Raw genomic sequence first — 20,463 nt, forward strand, 5'->3', positions numbered from 1 at the left:
TACGGTGTGACGCCTGCCCGGTGCCGGAAGGTTAATTGATGGGGTTAGCTTCGGCGAAGCTCTTGATCGAAGCCCCGGTAAACGGCGGCCGTAACTATAACGGTCCTAAGGTAGCGAAATTCCTTGTCGGGTAAGTTCCGACCTGCACGAATGGCGTAACGATGGCCACGCTGTCTCCACCAGAGACTCAGTGAAATTGAAATCGCTGTTAAGATGCAGTGTACCCGCGGCTAGACGGAAAGACCCCGTGAACCTTTACTACAGCTTTGCACTGAACTTTGAGCCTACTTGTGTAGGATAGGTGGGAGGCTTTGAAGCAGTAACGCTAGTTACTGTGGAGCCGTCCTTGAAATACCACCCTGGTATGTTTGAGGTTCTAACTCTGGTCCGTTATCCGGATCGAGGACAGTGTATGGTGGGTAGTTTGACTGGGGCGGTCTCCTCCCAAAGAGTAACGGAGGAGTACGAAGGTGCACTCAGCATGGTCGGAAATCATGCAATGAGCATAATGGTATAAGTGCGCTTGACTGCGAGTCAGACATGACGAGCAGGTACGAAAGTAGGTCATAGTGATCCGGTGGTTCTGTATGGAAGGGCCATCGCTCAACGGATAAAAGGTACTCCGGGGATAACAGGCTGATACCGCCCAAGAGTTCACATCGACGGCGGTGTTTGGCACCTCGATGTCGGCTCATCACATCCTGGGGCTGAAGCCGGTCCCAAGGGTATGGCTGTTCGCCATTTAAAGTGGTACGCGAGCTGGGTTTAGAACGTCGTGAGACAGTTCGGTCCCTATCTGCCGTGGGCGTTGGAGATTTGAGAAGAGTTGCTCCTAGTACGAGAGGACCGGAGTGAACGAACCTCTGGTGTTCCGGTTGTCACGCCAGTGGCATTGCCGGGTAGCTATGTTCGGACGGGATAACCGCTGAAAGCATCTAAGCGGGAAGCCTCCTTCAAGATAAGATCTCCCTGACTCCTTGAGAGTCCTAAAGGGCCGTGGAAGACTACCACGTTGATAGGCTGGGTGTGGAAGCGCTGTGAGGCGTTGAGCTAACCAGTACTAATTGCCCGTGCGGCTTGACCATACAACAGAGATGGTTACTAACGACTAGCTAAGCTAGCGGATTGTGAGCAAGAGACATACAATCGCTTGCGGTGTATTACTACAGATTTTTTCACCGACCTTATTTGGGTTGACTGTTAACTGAGAAAAACTCAGTGGCAAACGGACAGTCAAACGGCAGCGCAGGGCAAACGCCCATAAGACCAAGCCAACCCAAGCCAGTTTGCCTGACGACAATAGAGTTGTGGAACCACCTGATCCCTTGCCGAACTCAGAAGTGAAACGCAACATCGCCGATGGTAGTGTGGGGTCTCCCCATGTGAGAGTAGGTCATCGTCAGGCTTCTAATCCGAAAGGGCCACCCAATGGGTGGCCCTTTTTTTATGTGCGAAAAAATAGTTAATAAAAATAATAAAAGCAGAAAATAAAAAATAGAGTTGGAAGAAAAGTGTGCTCTGGAGGAAAAATAAAACTCCGGCCAACCTCCAACCGAATTTTTACTCGCAACACTCCCGCCGAAAAATCCAACTCTACGAAAACCCCAGAAAAACACAAAGCTTCCACAAAAGTTCGAACGGCTTCCAATCCTTTAAACAAGGTGTTTTTCTCAATATTTACGTAAGGTAAAAAATAAGAAATACAGAAAAATACGCCACGTTATTTAATCCGCATCTCACATACCGCAAAAAATTACTCCGAAATTAAAAATTAATTTCCAGTACATAAAAACCCTTGCACTAAAAAAACTGACACAGAAATACCAATAAAAAGTCCGGTGATTTTTTGCACGTTTTGGTGATCCCGAGCAACCACGGGCCCTGGCGCGGATATACCGCAGTTATACACAAGTCTATCCAGGCTTTCTGTTAGTAAAGCAAGCCTGTGCTGATTCATAGGGCTCTTATAAGAAATTTTTTGACCTAAATCTCATCCTGACCATATTTTTGTGGAACAGTCGTACGGTATAGGCATAAAGAACTTGATTTTATTACAGCGATTCAGGATAGTCGCTCGTTGCATTTTCTTGTGTGTTGAAGAGTTTTTTAACTGCTCTTATGCAAAACACGACAGACGTACCTTAAGGCTTCTCACTCGCAAGAGTGGTAGACGATAGCTAAAGACGTGTTCAGCCGTGTCGAGGAAGACTGTACATACCCAGTTGGACAACAAAGGCTGTTGCCATTGGGCGCTAAAGATATTGAAGGATAGTTAGATGCACATTCTTACGCTGTACCAATCAATTGCGCGATGGTTTCTATTGCTGACCATTGCAGTTTCACTGGCTGCCTGTGGTGGTGGAAGTGGTGGAAGCGATGACGATTCCACTCAGGATCCAACTTCACCAGAAGCAGATCCCTCTTATAGCATTAATGTAGAGCTGCGTGACCTGAATACCGATGAGTTGGTTGCAAATCCCAACCCTGAAGAACCGGTACGAGTTCATGTGACGGTTAAGCGTGACAATGGTGATCCTGTTGCCTCTGATAACGTAACTGTCACAACAACTTTGGGTGAGTTGACTCCTAAAAGCGGAATAGTTAAGACCAATGATAGTGGTGTCGCTACTCTGGAACTGAGTGTTGAAGGATTGGAAATAGGAAGTGCCGGAGAGGTTATTGTTGCCTACGATAGTGTTAGTACTGATCAGGCACCTTACTCGCCTCTGCGATTCAGTATCGAAGAGCCTTCTCTGAAGCTTGGTTACTTGGATAGCAATCAGCAGTTTGTGTCGGGGAAACTGGAGGTGCTTGCTCAGAATTTATCTTCTAAGGGTACTACGCCAGTTAGTGTCTATGTGCAAGGCCCTGACGGCAATCTTTATTCTAAGAAGATACAAGTAGAATTTTCCAGTAATTGCAGCTTGAGCCAACCAGCGGTTGCTACTCTTGATTCTCCGGTTACTACGACAGAGGGTAAGGCAACTTCCACATATACTGCGGAGGGCTGTGAAGGTCAGGATAGTATCACTGCAGCATTAGTGACTTACCCAGGTATATCCGCCAGCGGCCAGCTTACTGTAATGCCTCCAGAAGTAGGTTCCATTAAGTTTGTGAGCGCTGAGCCTGAGATAATCAATATTCAAGGTTCTGGAGGAAAGGAAACATCAGAAGTGCGTTTTCAGGTCTTCAGCAAAGATGGCTTGCCAATGAGTGGGGTGGAAGTTAACTTCACTTTGGAAAACGGAGACGGAAACGTCAACCTTGCTAGTAGCTCTGGAACGACCGATGCTAATGGTGAAGTAATCGCTTTGGTTTCTGCTGGAAGAGTAGCGCTGCCAGTTCGCGTTAAAGCCATAATTACTGATAGCAACGGGAACAGTTCTCATACCTTTTCTAGTGATTTAGTGGTTTCAGCAGGCATTCTTGATCAGGATTCGTTCTCTTTGGCTGCTAGCGTCCTTAGAGTGAATGGTGATGCCTATGATGGTGTCACGTCCGAAATCACTATTAGGGTTGGTGACGATGACAATACAATTCCAGATGGTACCGCTATCTCTTTCAAAACTGAGTATGGACGCATTGCCGGCTACTGTACTACTGTCGATGGGGATTGCTCAGTGGATTGGAATAGCCAGAATCCCCGAGCACCTCTGGATTATAAATTCATTGGTGATGATGGTGTGGAGCACTCTCTTCGGACTATCTTTAACACGACCTGTCCGGTTACTGGCCGAATGGGCGGCTTTCCATGTCCACAGTCGCTAGGCCAACCTTATGGCGGCCGCTCTACTATCCTCGCTTATGCGCTGGGGCAGGAAAGTTACACTGACGCGAATAGTAATGGGCAATATGACACCGGAGAAACGTTTATAGATTTACCGGAAGCATTTTTAGATCACAATGAAGATGGGGCCTTTGGGAACCCGGGGAGTATTGGTAGTTGCTCTCCCAATTGCCCACAAGTGGCCGGTGATGAAGAGCTATTTATCCCACTAAATAACAACGGAAAGTACGATAGTGGCAATGGTATTTATAACGGCCTTAACTGCTCTGAGGCAGCTGAAGCAGATGGTGCTTGCTCGAAAGAACTTGTCCATGTGCGTGAAGAGCTCGTAATTCTTGTGGCAGGAAGTGAACCCTACGGAATATTTAGAACTTTAGATGATGATTATACTTCCAGTCCTGAAGTTGAAGTTGAATTAGGGGGCGCGACTCACCTTTATTTTTACCTTTCCGACCTTTACAACGGGCTCTTGCCTGAGGGTACGACCGTAAAGACTAGCTCAGAAAACTGTAAAGTTAGTCACGGTTCTGATGAGATTGATTTTGGCCCGGAACTAGTTGAATTTACTATCGTCGCGGCCAATGACGCTGAGTTGGGTCCAGAGTACGTGAAAGTTGAGGTTAACGTCCCTGCTCCAGGCGGTGATTCGGATAGCGGTGTTACTAAGACCTGGCAGTTTAAGTGTACTGTTAAATAGTTTAGCCTGATCAAGTAAGAATCTAGGTTCTTGAGCTGATTTTGACACTTACCGGGCCACATAAGTGGCCCGGTTTCGTTTTGATCAGTAAATTTCAGGCTTGTCTACAGGTTGTTGTATGCAAGTAAAAGTGTGAGTGATACTTCCAACTAAGTTTGTTAACATCTTATAAATTCAAGTCCAGTGCTCAGAAATATTCGACAAGTTCACCCAAATGATCGGTCAACTTATCATTTTCAGAATAGTCTACAGGGCAGGCAATCACGGAAACTGTGTGCGCTGCCAAGGCTTGTTTTAGTGTTGGTAAGAGTTGATCGCTCTCTTCGATTAAATAAGCTGTTGCGCCAAAACTTTCAGCATATTTAACAAAATCTGGGTTCTGGAAGTCGACATGGCTGTGATGCTTGAGCTCTAGATCCATTTTCCATTTGATGAGCCCATAGCTGCTATCAACAAAAATTAAAATAACAATGGGAATACTCTCACGGATTGCGGTTTCAATTTCTTGAGAGTTCATCATAAAGCTGCCGTCACCCATCACCGCGAGTACCCTGCGCTCAGGATAGGCGAGCTTGACACCAATAGCGCCGGGTAGGGCAAAGGCCATGGTGGCAAGCCCGTTGGAGATCAGACAGGTATTGGGCTTGTATGCTGGATACAGGCGTGCCATCCACATCTTCACTGCACCGGTATCGGTGAGCACGATATCATCTGCCTCCATAGCTTCCCGAATATCTGCAACAACCCGTTGGGGTTTCATTGGGCAGGCATTAGACGCCTTACCGTTGTCAATCTCTTTGCTGAGTAGTTTTTGTATTTTGAAATCTTCGCTAGTCAGATTTGGCTTGGCTTTTACATGTTTGGTTAATTCTTTTAGGGAAAGGGTTATATCTCCTTCTATACCTTGTGCGATATTGAAATTGGCATCGACTTCCGCTGGAAAATTATGAATGTAGATGATTTTTTTGTCCGCCCTTGGATTTATACGTGCTGGTGGCATCTCCTGGAGTTCATAGCCTATACAGACAACAACGTCGGCGGTATCAAAGCCAAAATTGGCATAGTCGTGGACCATAAAACCCATCACACCCAGCGAGTTTGGGTGATTCTCTGGCATGGTACCCTTTCCATGAAATGTGCTGGCTACTGCTACATTTAAAGCCTCAGAGAATTGAACCAAAGCCTCCTGAGCATTAGCTCGGGCCGCCCCATGACCAACAAGAACAATAGGTCTTTGCGATTGGTTTAATATTTTTGCCGCACTCTTGATTTTCTCCATAGATGGAGCGGGGTTCTGCATGGTGTTAACAGGCAGTGGATGTTTATTAGTGGAAACTTCTATAGCCGCTATGTCTTCTGGAACACATAAGTAACAGGCTCCGGGTCGCTCCTCTTGAGAGATCTTGAATGCTGCACGTACCAGTTCGGAGGTGGACTCTGGATTTATGATCATCTTTGATGACTTAGTGACAGGCTCAAACATCTTTACTAGATCAATATACTGATGGGTTTCTTTATAAAGCCTATCGATACCTGCCTGGGCACTAATTGCTACGAGGGGAGTGCTATCGGCATTGGCATCGGCCACTCCCAGTAGGAGATTGATGGCTCCCGGACCAAGGGTTGCACAACACACGCCAGCTTTGCCTGTAACCCGGCCATACATATCTGCCATAAAAGCGGCAGCCTGTTCCGAGCGGGCAAGGATAAATCGTAAGCGGGAGCCATTTATGGCATCGATAAAGAGAATATTTTCTTCTCCGGGAATTCCAAATATAAATTCAACCCCTTCATTCTCAAGGCAGGAAACCACCAGTTCTGAAACATTTGTTAGAGTGTTATTCATAGATATTTCCTTGGCATGAAATTCGACTATCTATCAAATAAGCGGAGACTTTAGTCGAAGGCGTTACCAAGAATAGGTGGTAATTCATTTGTTTTGTTAAGCCGCTCCTTTTTAATGAAATTACTGTCAGAATACCAAAATAGGATCACAATTTTAGAGGGATTTTGGCGCTTATTCTTTATTTGTTAGGTTGCCTGCTAATCGCTTGTTAGGATCGCTATAAAAAGAAAAAGAGAGTTTAATTCATGTGGCAGTTAAAGCTTCTATTGAGACTAATAATTTTGTTTTCTCTTGGTTGTGTCGCCGTTGGGTGTATGGAAAAGGGAGAGGAAATAACATCTAAGCAAATGCAAAGCTCTTCTTATGAGGCGGCTGCACGCATTGATGGCCGGGTAATTACTCTTCAGGAGCTAGATAGCACTTTAGAGTTGGCTTTGTATGATATAGCAGAGCAGGAATATGAATTACGCTTGAATAAACTCAATGCTTGGATAGATAAAAAAGACGGCAACAATGCATCCGGTAAAAAAATTGAGATTCTTCTGACTGCCCCTGAGCCACCGAGAATTACTTTACCCACTGCTAATCAGAATCTTCGTGGTAGTAGGGAAGCCCCTGTTACTTTAGCCGTTTTCTGCTCCTTTCAGTCCCCACACTGTAAAGCTATACAACCGGTTATACGTCGCCTTATGTCGACCTATAAGGGGTGGGTAAGCCAGGTACACTTTGATTTTCCACTTAAGTTTCACAGAGAAGGTCTCCGGGCTGGCACGGCAGCACGCTGTGCAGCTGATCAAGGCAGATTTTGGGAGTACCACGATGCATTATATGTATTAACACCAGAAATTAATGGGGATACCTATTCCCAACTAATCGGGCAGTTACAATTAGATGCTCAGAAGTTTGAAATGTGTTTATCCAGTGATACCCCCAAAGCATCTGTACTTGAAAATAGGGACTGGGCACTAGGTCTAGGGCTTAAAAATGTACCTGTTGTCTTTATTAATGGCTTTTATCTAAAAGGGCCGCGTAAATTTGAGCAATATGCCTATTGGATAGAAAAAGAGCTACGGTCTATGGGCATAAATCCAAAAGAAACCTATGTTTGGAAAGATGATGAGACTATTGATGATCGAGATTTACCAATCACCGGTTTGTCACTTACTTTACTGGGGGTTAGTGAATCCAGTGTAAAGAGCAAATCAAAGGCGTTGATCCAAGTAAAGGAAGCTGCGGCTAAATATTTTAATGTAGGGCAAGAATTGATAGCTGGTGCCTCCTTGCTCCGTCTTCACTCTAGTTATGCAGTTATTGAAAGCAAAGCAGGTCTGGAGAAGTTACCTTTGAAAGGGAAGGGGGGCACTGATGTTTTACAGACGCATTCCTATGAACAGAATGCTGAATTAAAGCGGCGCATTGAGCAGCCTTTGGGGCCCGGGAGCCGCCAGCTGATAGCTTCTTCAGGAGTTCTTACCTTAGGGCAGTCTTGGCTGAGTAAGCAGTTGGAGCAACGGGAAGTTCTGGAAGCCAAATTTATCGAGGCCGAATTGGAGGTTGAGGGACATCACCTGATGCGACTCGAAGGTATCACAAATAATGAGTTCTTCACCGCCCTGGGTTTTCAAGAGAATGATGTCCTAATGAGAGTTAATGATAGCTGGGTACATAGTGGTCAAAATAACCTATGGGATGCTCTTACCAGCGGTCAGATTATCGATGTAGCTTTTATGCGAAAGGGGTTGCCCCAGCGAATACAATATGTTGTTGAAGAGCAGGGCTATTTTGAGAAAGATTGAAGATAGCTTAAGAGAGGTAAAGAAAGGTAAATAGTTATGGGCCCACTGAGGAAGTTTTCAGGAGGGCCCAATGTTCACCGAATGGACAGCTAGTTATTTATCTGGATTGCCCTGCCAAAGTAGATCGGCAACGATGTTTTGGCCCTGAATACTGGGGTGGAAGCAGTCTCCACCACCAATGTCATCTTTGCCAAACTGGAAGGTACCAGCATTTACCTCACCTTCCCCAGTATACTCGGCTATCACTTCAACACCGTTGGTGCCGTTATAGCTCTCCGCTTCCTCAACGAGAATTTCATTGTAGCGACGTTGAGCTGCAGTAATTGCGTTGTAGCGAGTGGCAAAGTCTTCTCCATTTAAACTGCCGCCATTAGTGGCTATTTTGCAAATCCCAAAGGTTGACCAAACATGTTCACAATTTACCCGGGAGTTGCTTGACTGCTTGGCTAAGCCGGCTGCTCGCAGATCCTGCACCCTTGGTACTGAGCCTAAAAGAATGGTAGATCCATTGGGAAGACCATCGACGAGTTTATCTAAGCCTGCTTGAATTGCTGAGCGCCACTCACTTTCTGTGTATAGAGGATCATCACAGTTATTGGGATCGGTACAATCCCGGTTACAAATATCGTTTCCTCCAAGAACAACTTCGACGTGGTCGGCGATATTTGATTGGGATAAAATTCGATCAGCCTGAACAGCAAAGTTCTTCTTTCCTCCACGCATTTCTGCCCCTGATTCAGCAGCTTTTTTATTCGCAGCCATGTTGGGTGAAATGATCTTGTACTTATCGTAAATACTCTCAACGGAGTTTTTATCACCATCAAACCAGGAGTGTTCCGGTTGGTCTCCACCGAGGAGACAAAACAAATCCCAGAAATACTTGTTACGGGTACAGTCTGCTCCGAATGCCATGGTAATACTGTCACCAGCAGCAACGGATTTAGAAGGGGCAGCTAAAGCTGTCGGTATCGACATAACACTTAAAACGAGTGCTGTTATAACTCCATATCTATTCCACATTGTATTTTCTCCCACACCGACTTTCGTCGTAGTTCATTATTGTTTTAAAACTGGATCGGTGAACCTGTGCAGTTTAGGTTGAGGTGGAATGAGTGCCGGTGGGAATGATATCGACCGCTGGGTCAGTTTCAAATAAGTTGAAGCGTGTTGAATTTTTGTCGCCTAGAACATCGAGATTTTTTTGGTCGTAGCACCATGGAGAGGGTTATTTAGAGTCTGTTGAAAGTTGAGATCGACAATCTGTTCATATTCGAGAGCTTCCACTATACTGCGCTCTACTTGTCGGAGTGCCTGTGGGCTGAGATCGCTATTGCGAGATCCGTTGAACCTGATCGGGGTAACCCCCGCGTAGGGAACAAGATCTGAAGTCGCCTGTTTTTTTACAGTTTGGCGGCTTTTCTCTTTGCGTGTGCCCTGGACGCTGCGACCTTTAAATCCTCAAGCTTTAAGGTTACGCATGTCCGAGATCATTGAACAATCCGGCAAAGCCGGAAAATCCACCCGCGCTGCCAGCCGCGATTCTGCTAAAGCATTTCTTGAGAACCTTACGGTTCAATCTTTTCCCAATTCACGAAAGGTGTATTTACCTGGGGAAACGCCGGATATTCAGGTTGGTGCTCGCCAAATCTGCCTGGGGGATAGCGTGGTAGGTGGAGATGCAGATAATCCCCTTCTGGAGCCCAATGAACCGCTCACCGTATACGATACATCTGGGCCCTATTCTGAACCTGGTTTCAAAGTCGATGTACGCCAGGGGCTACCCAAGTTGCGTCAGGGCTGGGTAGAGGCTAGAGGAGATACAGAGCTGCTGGATTCCCGCCAAGCCGCCTACAGCCAGAAACGTATGGCAGACCAAGGTCTGGATCATATCCGCTTTGAGAATCTTCCCAGCCCACGTCGGGCCAAACCGGGAAGTAATGTATCGCAAATGCACTATGCTCGCCGCGGTATCATCACGTCGGAGATGGAATTTGTTGCTGTTCGTGAAAATATGGGGCGCGCCAAACTCGCTTCAGAAATGAGTGAAAGCCAATATCAAAAAGCGCGCGATAGTATTTTTATTCCCGAGCAAATCACTCCCGAATTTGTTCGCAGGGAAGTCGCCGAAGGTCGGGCGATTATTCCCGCGAATATCAATCACCCGGAAGTGGAACCGATGATTATCGGGCGCAACTTCCTATGTAAGGTGAATGCAAATATTGGTAATTCTGCGGTGACTTCTTCTATTGAAGAGGAGGTGGAAAAGCTGGTTTGGTCCACCAAGTGGGGTGCCGATACCGTGATGGATCTCTCCACCGGCGCCAGTATTCACGAAACCCGTGAATGGATTTTACGAAATTCTCCGGTGCCTATTGGTACAGTACCGATTTATCAAGCGCTGGAAAAAGTGAACGGTATCGCCGAAGACCTGAACTGGGATGTCTATCGCGATACTTTGATTGAACAGGCGGAGCAGGGGGTGGATTATTTTACCATCCATGCTGGCGTGCTGTTGCGCTATGTACCGCTTACAGCGAAGCGTATGACCGGTATTGTTTCGCGGGGTGGTTCTATCATGGCCAAATGGTGTCTGGCACACCACAAAGAGAATTTCCTCTATACCCACTTCGAAGAAATCTGTGAAATCATGAAAGCTTACGATGTGAGCTTTAGCCTCGGTGATGGTCTGCGCCCAGGTTCCATCGCCGATGCCAATGATGAGGCACAATTTGGAGAGCTGCATACTCTTGGCGAGCTCACAGAAGTTGCATGGAAGCACGATGTGCAGACCATGATCGAAGGACCGGGGCATGTGGCTATTCACAAAATCAAAGAGAATATGGATGAGCAGCTAAAGCACTGCCACGGCGCGCCTTTTTATACCCTCGGCCCGCTGACTACGGATATTGCCCCCGGTTACGACCACATTACCTCCGGTATAGGCGCAGCATTAATCGGCACTTACGGTTGCGCCATGCTCTGCTATGTGACGCCTAAAGAGCATTTGGGTCTACCCAATAAAGAGGATGTTAAAGAGGGCTTGATGGCCTATAAGATTGCGGCTCATGCCGCAGACTTGGCCAAGGGACATCCACGAGCACAAAAGCGCGACGACGCCCTGTCAAAAGCCCGCTTTGAATTCCGCTGGGAAGATCAGTTTAACCTCGGTTTGGACCCGGAGCGGGCACGAGCCTATCACGATGAAACCCTGCCTAAAGAATCCGGCAAGGTAGCGCACTTCTGTTCTATGTGTGGACCAAAATTCTGCTCCATGAAAATTACTCAGGATGTGCGCGATTACGCGGCCAAACAGGAAGCAGAGCGGGGAATGGAGGAGATGTCGATTAAATTTAAGGATATGGGTAGCGAAATTTATCACAAGGGCTGATGCGATTCTGGGGGAGGGTAGCTCCCCCAATCTTTGTATGAGTGTGGTGGAGTAAAGGGAGTTTGCTATCGCCAGTATCTATTTGATTTTGTGAAGATAGGTGATCTGTGACAGGCAAAACCAAAGCCAGTATAGCTATTGCCGGTGGCGGTCTTCTGGGGCGGCTACTCGCCTGGCGGCTCAGTCGGCGAGACCTGGATATAACATTGTTTGAGGCCGGCGATTTGTCGGCATCGGAAGGGGGTGCCTGCTGGACGGCGGCGGGGATGATCTCGCCACTATCGGAGTTGGTGCACAGTGATAAGCGAGTCTACCAACTGGGACTGCAAAGCCTCGAGCTATGGTCTGACTGGTCCAGGCAACTGGAGCAACAGAGTGGGTGCAAAGTGGAGTACCGCAGAGCGGGCTCGATTCTGGTGGCACACGGTAAAGACAGGAGTGAGTTATTGCAATTCCTGAGGGAGTTGCAGGGTAAGTTGGGCGAATCCGCGGGGGAGCAGGTGCAACCGCTGGATGTCAATGCACTGGCTGAGTTGGAGCCTGCCCTGCAAAGCTTTGAGCAGGGGCTTTACCTGCGGGGTGAGGCGGATATCAATAATCAATGCCTGTTACCCATATTGCTGACCATATTGCGCCAGCAAGGTGTGAATTTAAGAGACCACAGTAAGGTGAGTTGTGAAGCGGGACAAATTTCTCTTGCTTCAGGGGAAGAGAAATTCGACTGTGTGATCGACTGTCGTGGCCTAGGTGCCAAGGGGCAGGTGGAGGGCTTGCGCGGTGTCCGCGGTGAGGTGATGGTCGTGGAATCCCGAGAGGTGGTTTTACAGCGTCCAGTGCGCCTACTTCATCCCCGTTACAAACTCTACGCCGTGCCCCGCAGTAATGGCCGCACTGTGATTGGCGCTACAGAAATTGAAAGTGAAGATCTGTCCCCGATTTCGGTGCGCTCTAGCATGGAACTCTCCTCTGCCCTTTATTCCCTTAATCCGGCATTTGCCGAGGCTCGTATTGTGGAGACTCGAGTGAACTGTCGCCCTGCCACTATGGATAATCTGCCATATATACACAATGAGGATGGGCTGGTGCGGGTAAATGGCCTCTATCGCCACGGCTATCTTTTAGCGCCGGCGATGGTAGAGCAGGTCGTGAATCAAGTAACGCAACAACGGTTACAGGTGGTTTGATGCAAGTATCAATCAATGGGGAAGCTCACAGCCTCGAATCTCCCATAAAACTCACTGCACTTTTACATCAACTGGGGTATCGCGGAGAAACATTTGCCGTTGCGGTTAACGGTAGTTTTGTCAGCCGCTCGGAATATGGTAATACACAGATTAATAGCGGCGATAGCCTGGATATTGTTGCGCCAGTAGTAGGGGGTTAGAAAAGGTGAGTGATCTATTAACGCTCTACGGAAAAACATTTAATAGCCGGCTTTTGGTGGGAACGGCTCTATACCCATCCCCTGCCATTATGCGTGAGTCGGTGCAAGCCTCAGCATCAGAAATTATTACTTTGTCTCTGCGTCGACAGAATCCAGCGCAGCAGCGGGACAATAGTTTTTGGAATTATATTCGCGAGTTTGGTTGCCAGTTGTTGCCCAATACTGCCGGCTGTAAATCCTCCCGTGAGGCGATCGAGCTGGCAAAAATGTCCCAGGAGATTTTCCAGACTGACTGGATCAAACTGGAAGTCATTGGCGATGACTACAACTTGCAACCTGACCCTTTTGGTTTGGTAGAGGCGGCGAGGGAGCTAGTTCATCTCGGCTTTAAAGTCTTGCCTTACTGCACTGATGACTTGGTCTTATGCCGCAAGCTACTAGATGTGGGCTGTGAGGTATTGATGCCTTGGGGGGCACCGATTGGCACTGGGCAGGGACTTCTGAATAAGTACAACCTGCAAACTCTGCGTGATCGCTTGAGTGATGTGCCACTTATTATTGATGCTGGCATCGGTGCGCCATCGCAGGCTGCCGAAGCTCTGGAGATGGGATTTGATGCGGTATTACTAAATACTGCTATCGCCAAAGCGCAAGATCCCGTACGGATGGCGCAGGCCTTTAAGTTGGCGGTGGAGTCTGGGCGCATCGCCTTTAATGCGGGCCTGATGCTCAGGAGACAAACTGCCAGCCCCAGTACCCCAACCCTGGATATGCCATTCTGGCAGCAGGCAGAGAGTATGCTGCAGGATTAGGATGTTTATGCGAGATCAATTTCTAACAAAAAAACCTATCACCTGGACCATTGCTGGCAGTGACTCTGGGGGAGGTGCCGGTATACAGGCAGACTTGCTGACGTTTGCCGATTTTGACTGTCACGGTTGTAGTGCTATCACCGCCAACACCGCACAAAATACGGTGGAAGTGACTGCGATTAATGCAGTTTCTTTAGAGGTACTGGATTCCCAGCTACAGACTTTACAGCGGGACTTATTCCCCGCTGCGATTAAAATTGGCCTGCTGGCCAATACCGGTCAAGTCTTGTTGGTTGCTAATTTTTTACGCAAATTAAAAACGATACAGCCGGTTCCCGTTATTTACGATCCGGTTGCCATTGCCACCAGTGGAGCAGGACTTACTGAGGATGATATTACTGCGGAAGTCTTGGCTCAGTTATTGCCGCAGTGTGACCTGGTGACCCCCAACTTACATGAATTGGAGTGGCTTACCCGGGCGAGTACCGGGGATGCGAAATCTATTTTAGAGGCTGCGCGACAGCTGCACGCCTTGGCAGGTACTGCGGTTTTGGTGACCGGTGGCCACACGCAGTTGCGGCCAGGTGAGGTTTCTGACTTGTTTTGGGACGGTGAAAAGGCCGACTGGTTTATTGGCAGGCAAGTGCCGGGTAATAATAGCCACGGAACCGGCTGCACCTTATCCTCTGCTATTGCCGCCTGTTGTGCTCTCGGTTATCCCATGAGAGATGCCTGTGTCGTTGGTAAGGCCTATGTACAACGTGGTTTACGCCTTGGGGAGAATTCCCATATCGGCGTTGGTGCCAGCCCGGTAGGGCATTGTGGTTGGCCACTAGACTTGGCGGATTTCCCAGAGATACTGGTAGCGGGTGAAGAGCGCGCGCAAGATTACGGCCTTAGCTCTACCCAGCCATTCGTTCAAGGATTTGCTGCAACCGATTCCCAAGCTTTGGGTTTATATCCGGTGGTGGACACTGTGGAATGGTTGCAACGCCTCGCTGAACAGGGCGTGCGCACCTTACAGTTGCGGATAAAAACACCCGGTGAGGATCTACGTGAGCAAATTAAGCGTGCGGTCGCTATCGGTAGGACTTATAACTTGCGCCTGTTTATCAATGATTACTGGCAGCTAGCGATTGAATGCGGTGCTTATGGTGTTCATTTGGGGCAGGAGGATTTACAAGAGGCGGATCTTGCTGCAATCCAATCTGCGGGCCTTAAGCTGGGTATCAGTACCCACGGTTTCTTCGAATTATTGCTGGCCTATCGATATCGCCCCAGTTATCTGGCGATCGGTGCTATTTACCCCACCAATACCAAGGATATGTCTGATCAGTTACAAGGGGTAGAGAAGCTGACGCGGATGGCTGCACTTCTACCCAATTACCCACTGGTTGCGATTGGTGGCATTAATCAGCAGTGCGCACCAGAGATTATTGCTACCGGTGTGGGCAGTATCGCTGTGGTCAGTGCAATTACCAAGGCAGAAAATTATAAGCGGGCGGTTGCCGAATTCAATGCCCTCCTGGAAGACAAGGGTACGGAAGTCGAGCCATGTTAAGCAGTAAGGAGCTACAGCGGTACAGTCGCCAGATGATACTGCCCCAGGTGGGAGAAGAGGGACAGGAAAAACTGGCGGCAGCACGGGTAATGATCATTGGTCTCGGTGGCTTGGGTAGTCCGGCAGCACTTTACCTCGCCGCTGCAGGCATCGGTGAATTGCACTTAGTAGATGGCGATCATATTGATCTTTCTAATTTGCAGAGACAGGTGCTGTACAAAACCAATCACCAAGGTAAATCAAAGGCGCAGGTGGCGGCACAGCAGTTAACCGCAGCAAATCCCAATATTCGAATTTATGCGCATCCTCAAATGGCCGATGAAATCTGGCTTAGAGATCATGTTGCACAGGTGGATCTGGTGCTGGATTGCACGGATAACCTCAAAATACGCTACCTGATAAATCGAGCTTGTCACGACATCGGGCGACCAGTAGTGATGGCATCAGCCCAGGGCTTTTCCGGACAGTTGATTAGTTTTGATTTTTCTAAGAATAAAAATCCCTGTTACGCCTGTCTGTTTCCACCCCAACAGCAGGAAGATGTTCATAATTGCTCAACGATGGGGGTGATTGGTCCGGTTTTGGGTGTTGTTGGAAGCGTTCAAGCTTTGGAGGCATTGAAAATTTTACTCGGTTTGCCGGCATCCAGTCTTGGTCAATTGTATTTAATTGAGGGGGAGACCCTGGCTATGCGGACACTAAAGCTAAATAAATCTGAGAATTGTCCGGTTTGTTCTGCATAGAAGTTGGCATAATTATGCAACAAATAATAATTTTTTAAATTTCTCAGGGTGTCGGATATTTTTTTTGTGGTTTTTTTTGAAGGAAAGTTTCGAATTTGGGGGGTAGGCGTGACACATCTTCCTGATATTGTTAATGTGTAATCGAAAGCTGTGTATTTATAGATGTTGAATTTTGTGTCTTGGCTTTCATAGGCTCAATATTTGTATCTTTTTCAATACATGGACTTTTTTACAAAAACCCAACTCTTATACACGAGGGGCGCGTTGTTATGAAGAAAATTGACATTGGTATTAGTGAAAGTGACCGGGAAAAAATCGCTGGTGGCCTCAAACACTTATTGGCAGACAGCTATACCCTATACCTGCAAACGCACAATTTTCACTGGAATGTCACAGGCCCGCTGTTTCGTGAATTACATCTGATGTTTGAGGAACAGTATACGGAGCTTGCAGAAGCGGTTGATGATATCGCCGAGCGTATCAGAACCTTGGGAGTTCCCGCCCCAGGCACTTACCAGGCATTTGCTCAATTGAGCTCAATTGAGGAAGTGGTAGAAGTTCCTGCAGCCGAGGATATGGTAAAAATATTAACCGAAGGCCACGAAAAGGTCATTAAGACTTGCCGGGAAGTATTAAAGTCTGCGCAAAAAGGGGAGGATGAATCCACCCTGGCATTAGTGTCTGATCGCATGCAGGTGCATGAAAAAACTGCCTGGATGTTGCGGGCTACCAGTCAATAAGGCTGTCTTCAGTGCGGGCGTTTCGCCCGCACTGAATAACTTATTTCGGTAAGTATCCAGGATGTAAGTTCCCAGGGTCTTGTTGAATACTTCGCAGAAAAGCGCTGGCCGCAGCAGAGAGCGTGCCACGGCTTTTCATCAATATACCGACCTCCTGATATACAACAGGAGCGGATAGAGGATGGCAGTGCAAACCGTACTCGCGCATCTGCCCTTCGCACAGACTCGGTACCGCACTTACCCCCATATTGGCCCGAATCAATTGCCCGATAGTACTGAGCTGATTGGCTTCACACAGGTAACGGGCCACCTTGCCACAGTCTGCAAAGGCCTGCTCTGTCCAACGACGCACAGCTGATCCCCTATTCATAGAAATAAACGGGTAGTCCGCCAGGTCGCGCCAGTGCAAGGCCTCTTTGCTGGACAGAGGGTGTTGCGGAGGAGTGACCGCGATAAAGCGATCCCGCTCCAGGGGGGTAAACTCTAAGCCGCCCAGATCCTCCGGGCGGAAACTGATGCCCAGCTCTACGCGCCCCTCCTGCACTGACTGCACAACACCCTCCATCACAATATCTTCCAGCACAATGTTGATTTGGGGATTGTCCCGGTGAAAGCTGGACAATAATTCGGGGAGGCGATTTAGGGCGAAGGCCGGGATTACCGCCAATAACAACTGCCCACGATTGAGGCGAAAACGCTGCTGAATGGCATCAAGAGACTGGTCCCAGTTGTTAAGCAACTGCTCTGCGCGGGTTAGGAATTCACGGCCCTCTGGGGTTAGCACGAGTTGGCGACCATCGCGACTGAACAGCGGTCCCCCGGTGGCGTCTTCCAGGTTGCGAATAGCCACCGACAGCGCCGGCTGGGAGGTATGTAGTTGTGCGCTGGCCTGCGCCAGGCTGTGGCTGCGCGCAACGGCTACGAAGGCGCGGAGCTGTTTTATAGTGGCACTCACAGGGGCTCCAGACTGATAACCGGGTTCCCGGCAGGGTTTCAGAAATACTTTCAAAAAAGTTAAGATTTTTTTAACAAACCTTCGAAAGATTAAAATAGTTTAAAGTTGTGGGGCAAGGCATGATTGCCCCTTTCGCCCAGAAAATGGGTGGAGAAACATCGAGAATAATGAACCCATAAGGCCTGCTGAAATGAAGGACAACACACAACCACTCTGGCAACCGAGCCTCGAGGCTATTGCCGCTACCCAGATGGATGAGTTCCGCCGCCTGATCAACGAAAGGCACCAGCTGCAGCTGCAAGACTACAGCGCGCTCTACCAGTGGTCTGTACAGGAGAGGGAAACCTTTTGGCGTGACTTATGGGATTTCACCGAAGTACAGGCCAGCGCGCGCGGTGAAGAGGTATTGGGCCGTGACAATATGCCGGGCGCAGAGTGGTTCCCCGATGCCCGTCTCAACTTTGCCGAGAATCTTCTGCGTTTCCGCGACGATAAACCGGCCTTGGTTGAGCGCCTGGAGAACGGCAGCCGCCGTCAGCTCAGTTATGCGCAGCTGCACAGCCGGGTAGAGCGCCTTGCCGCAGCCCTGGCGGATCAAGGGGTTTGCGAAGGGGATCGGATCGCTGGCTTTATGCCGAATGTGATCGATACCGTAGTGGCCATGTTGGCAGCCACCAGCCTCGGGGCGATTTGGACTTCCTGTTCGCCGGATTTTGGTATCAACGGGGTATTTGACCGTTTCGGCCAGGTGGGGCCAAAAGTACTGTTTGCCTGCGAAGGCTATTTCTATAACGGCAAGGTGATTGATTCCCTGCCGCGCCTGCGTGAAATTATCGCCCGTATCGATTCCATCGAGAAACTGGTGGTGGTACCGGTTGCCCGCTCCCAGGAGGAAACCCGCCAGGTATTGGTGGCGGAACCTCTGGAGAAGGCAGTCATACTGCAGGATTTTGAAGCAGCGGCCCCCGAGCGCGAACTCTCTTTTGTCCAGACTGCTTTCGATCACCCCCTCTACATTATGTACTCCTCCGGTACCACTGGGGTACCCAAGTGTATTGTGCATGGCGTAGGCGGCACGCTGCTGCAACACCTTAAGGAGCACCGCTTGCACTGCGATCTCCGTCGCGAGGATACGCTATTCTACTTCACCACTTGTGGTTGGATGATGTGGAATTGGCTGGTAAGCGGCCTGGCCTGCGGCGCCACCCTGGTCTTGTTTGACGGTTCACCTTTCTTCCCAGAGGCAGAGAGCCTGTGGGATATGGCAGATGAAGAAGGTATCAGTGTATTCGGTACCAGCGCTAAGTATATTGCCGCATTGGAGAAGAGCGGCTGTAAACCCCGTGAGAGTCATAAGCTGCAGCGTTTGCGCGCAGTTTTATCGACAGGATCGCCCCTGGCCCACGAAGGCTTCCGCTATGTGTATCGGGATATCAAGGAAGACCTGTGTCTATCCTCTATCTCCGGTGGCACCGATATTGTGTCCTGCTTTGCCCTGGGCAACCCAACCCTGCCGGTTTATGCGGGAGAGTTGCAATGTCGCGGTTTGGGTATGGCCGTGGAAGTTTGGAATGATGAAGGGCAGGCGGTCACAGAAGAAAAGGGCGAACTGGTGTGTGCCAAGTCTTTCCCCTGTATGCCAATTGGTTTCTGGAATGATCCCGACGGGAAGAAATATAACAGCGCCTACTTTGAAAACTGGCCCGGTGTTTGGGCCCATGGGGATTATGCGGAGATCACCGCCCATGAGGGTGTGGTTATTTACGGTCGCTCCGATGCGGTTCTGAATCCCGGTGGCGTGCGAATCGGCACCGCCGAAATCTATCGCCAGGTAGAGAAAGTAGAAGAGGTGCTCGACAGCATCTGTATCGGCCAGCAGTGGCATGACGATGTGCGAGTGGTGCTGTTTGTGGTGCTGCGTGAAGGAATTGAGCTGGATGAGGGGCTGGTACAGAAGATTCGCTCCACCATTCGAGCCAATACTACCCCGCGCCATGTACCGGCCAAGGTGATTCAGGTGGGCGATATTCCGCGAACCATTAGTGGAAAAATTGTCGAGTTAGCCGTACGCAATGTGGTGCATGGCAAGGCGGTTAAGAATAAGGAAGCTCTTGCCAATCCCGAAGCACTGGCTCTGTTCGAAAACCTTCCGGAACTGGAGGAAGACTGAGGCCTTCAGGGTACTGAGGAGCTACGCATTGTGGTGAGGGTACGTAGGCGGGCGTCATTTTGTTTATGCCGGTTCTGCGCTACTCTTGCCCTCTAGTAAAACCCATAAATTCACGGCGAAGAACAAGTATGGTTACATATCTCTATTGGGCAGCGGTTATTGCCCTGGTTATTCTCTCTCTCTTTATCGGTAGTCGTATGGGAAGCCTTAAAATTGGCGCCATCGCGGCCGCTGTTTTCTTCCTCGCCGGGTGGCTGGCGTATTACTTCCATTACGAGCAGGTTTTTGTGAAGCGTTTTGGCGGCGTAATGAGTATTTCTGTGCCCGAGGGCTTCCGTCATATCGGCGCCACCTGGAAAGAAGATAATCTATGGGTTGAGAATTACGACCCCAGAACCAACCAGTGTATTTTCACTGAGTATTCGAAGGGGAATATCCTCAAGGGGCGGGTCATTATCAAGGACTGTAACCCCCTACTTGGCAGCCCTAGCTCTAGCCCGAGTTCCAGCACCCAGCCATAAATCGTATATAGATTTTGGTCCGGCACGAACCTGAGAAAAAGCCAGCAGGTTCGCACACTTACG

General features: G+C 48.8%; 14 protein-coding genes, 2 rRNA genes and 1 riboswitch (1 of these 17 running past the window's edge). Of the genes, 13 read left to right on the top strand and 3 right to left on the bottom strand.

Translation table 11 applies throughout. The features are described from left to right. The 3 genes from FIU95_RS05830 to FIU95_RS05840 form a co-directional block, all read left to right on the top strand. Positions 1-1,085, top strand: a 23S ribosomal RNA gene (locus FIU95_RS05830); it begins 1,797 nt to the left of the window's first position. Positions 1,086-1,289: 204 nt separating this feature from the next. After that, a 5S ribosomal RNA gene (rrf, locus tag FIU95_RS05835) occupies positions 1,290-1,405 on the top strand. A gap of 871 nt (positions 1,406-2,276) precedes the next feature. Further along, positions 2,277-4,484, top strand: a complete 2,208-nt coding sequence (locus tag FIU95_RS05840) for a hypothetical protein (RefSeq protein WP_152452372.1) — start codon at positions 2,277-2,279, stop codon at positions 4,482-4,484. Between the two features lie 187 nt (positions 4,485-4,671). On the opposite strand, the gene FIU95_RS05845 is transcribed toward FIU95_RS05840, so the two are convergent. Further along, positions 4,672-6,330 carry an acetolactate synthase large subunit gene (locus FIU95_RS05845; RefSeq protein WP_152452374.1) on the bottom strand — a complete coding sequence of 553 codons (1,659 nt, stop codon included), beginning with the start codon at positions 6,328-6,330 and terminating at the stop codon, positions 4,672-4,674. Positions 6,331-6,575: 245 nt separating this feature from the next. Here FIU95_RS05845 and FIU95_RS05850 point away from each other — a divergent pair, with 245 nt between their 5' ends. Beyond that, complete coding sequence (locus FIU95_RS05850; protein ID WP_152452376.1) at positions 6,576-8,126, top strand: thioredoxin domain-containing protein; 1,551 nt, start codon at positions 6,576-6,578, stop codon at positions 8,124-8,126. A 93-nt stretch (positions 8,127-8,219) separates the two neighbouring features. On the opposite strand, the gene FIU95_RS05855 is transcribed toward FIU95_RS05850, so the two are convergent. Then, positions 8,220-9,146 carry an SGNH/GDSL hydrolase family protein gene (locus FIU95_RS05855; RefSeq protein WP_152452378.1) on the bottom strand — a complete coding sequence of 309 codons (927 nt, stop codon included), beginning with the start codon at positions 9,144-9,146 and terminating at the stop codon, positions 8,220-8,222. A gap of 273 nt (positions 9,147-9,419) precedes the next feature. Then, positions 9,420-9,518, top strand: a riboswitch (TPP riboswitch). Between the two features lie 85 nt (positions 9,519-9,603). On the opposite strand from FIU95_RS05855, the gene thiC reads away from it, so the two are divergent. The 7 genes from thiC (at position 9,604) to FIU95_RS05890 (ending at position 16,754) form a co-directional block, all read left to right on the top strand. Beyond that, positions 9,604-11,514, top strand: coding sequence for a phosphomethylpyrimidine synthase ThiC (gene thiC, locus FIU95_RS05860; RefSeq protein WP_152452380.1), 1,911 nt, complete (start codon positions 9,604-9,606; stop codon positions 11,512-11,514). 107 nt (positions 11,515-11,621) lie between these two features. Beyond that, complete coding sequence (gene thiO / locus FIU95_RS05865) at positions 11,622-12,698, top strand: glycine oxidase ThiO (RefSeq protein ID WP_152452382.1); 1,077 nt, start codon at positions 11,622-11,624, stop codon at positions 12,696-12,698. After that, on the top strand, positions 12,698-12,898 hold the full coding sequence (gene thiS, locus FIU95_RS05870; protein ID WP_152452384.1) for a sulfur carrier protein ThiS: 201 nt from the start codon (positions 12,698-12,700) through the stop codon (positions 12,896-12,898). The genes thiO and thiS overlap by 1 nt, the downstream gene beginning before the upstream one ends. A 5-nt stretch (positions 12,899-12,903) precedes the next feature. Further along, the gene (locus tag FIU95_RS05875) at positions 12,904-13,710 is read left to right on the top strand and encodes a thiazole synthase (protein ID WP_152452386.1); all 807 of its coding nucleotides are present in this window, start codon (positions 12,904-12,906) and stop codon (positions 13,708-13,710) included. Positions 13,711-13,717: 7 nt separating this feature from the next. After that, positions 13,718-15,271 (top strand): thiamine phosphate synthase, encoded by a 1,554-nt coding sequence (gene thiE, locus FIU95_RS05880; protein WP_152452388.1) that lies wholly within the window; start codon positions 13,718-13,720, stop codon positions 15,269-15,271. Beyond that, complete coding sequence (locus FIU95_RS05885; RefSeq protein WP_152452389.1) at positions 15,265-16,014, top strand: HesA/MoeB/ThiF family protein; 750 nt, start codon at positions 15,265-15,267, stop codon at positions 16,012-16,014. The genes thiE and FIU95_RS05885 overlap by 7 nt, the downstream gene beginning before the upstream one ends. A gap of 269 nt (positions 16,015-16,283) precedes the next feature. Then, on the top strand, positions 16,284-16,754 hold the full coding sequence (locus FIU95_RS05890) for a Dps family protein (RefSeq protein WP_152452391.1): 471 nt from the start codon (positions 16,284-16,286) through the stop codon (positions 16,752-16,754). 40 nt (positions 16,755-16,794) lie between these two features. On the opposite strand, the gene FIU95_RS05895 is transcribed toward FIU95_RS05890, so the two are convergent. Then, entirely contained in the window at positions 16,795-17,709 is a 915-nt protein-coding gene (locus FIU95_RS05895; protein ID WP_152452393.1) for a LysR family transcriptional regulator, read from the bottom strand. Between the two features lie 190 nt (positions 17,710-17,899). Here FIU95_RS05895 and FIU95_RS05900 point away from each other — a divergent pair, with 190 nt between their 5' ends. Both FIU95_RS05900 and FIU95_RS05905 read left to right on the top strand, forming a co-directional pair. After that, complete coding sequence (locus FIU95_RS05900) at positions 17,900-19,879, top strand: acetoacetate--CoA ligase (RefSeq protein WP_152452395.1); 1,980 nt, start codon at positions 17,900-17,902, stop codon at positions 19,877-19,879. Positions 19,880-20,007: 128 nt separating this feature from the next. Further along, entirely contained in the window at positions 20,008-20,400 is a 393-nt protein-coding gene (locus tag FIU95_RS05905; RefSeq protein WP_152452397.1) for a hypothetical protein, read from the top strand. Positions 20,401-20,463 lie beyond the last annotated feature (63 nt).

This window comes from Microbulbifer sp. THAF38 (assembly GCF_009363535.1).
GTDB lineage: Bacteria > Pseudomonadota > Gammaproteobacteria > Pseudomonadales > Cellvibrionaceae > Microbulbifer.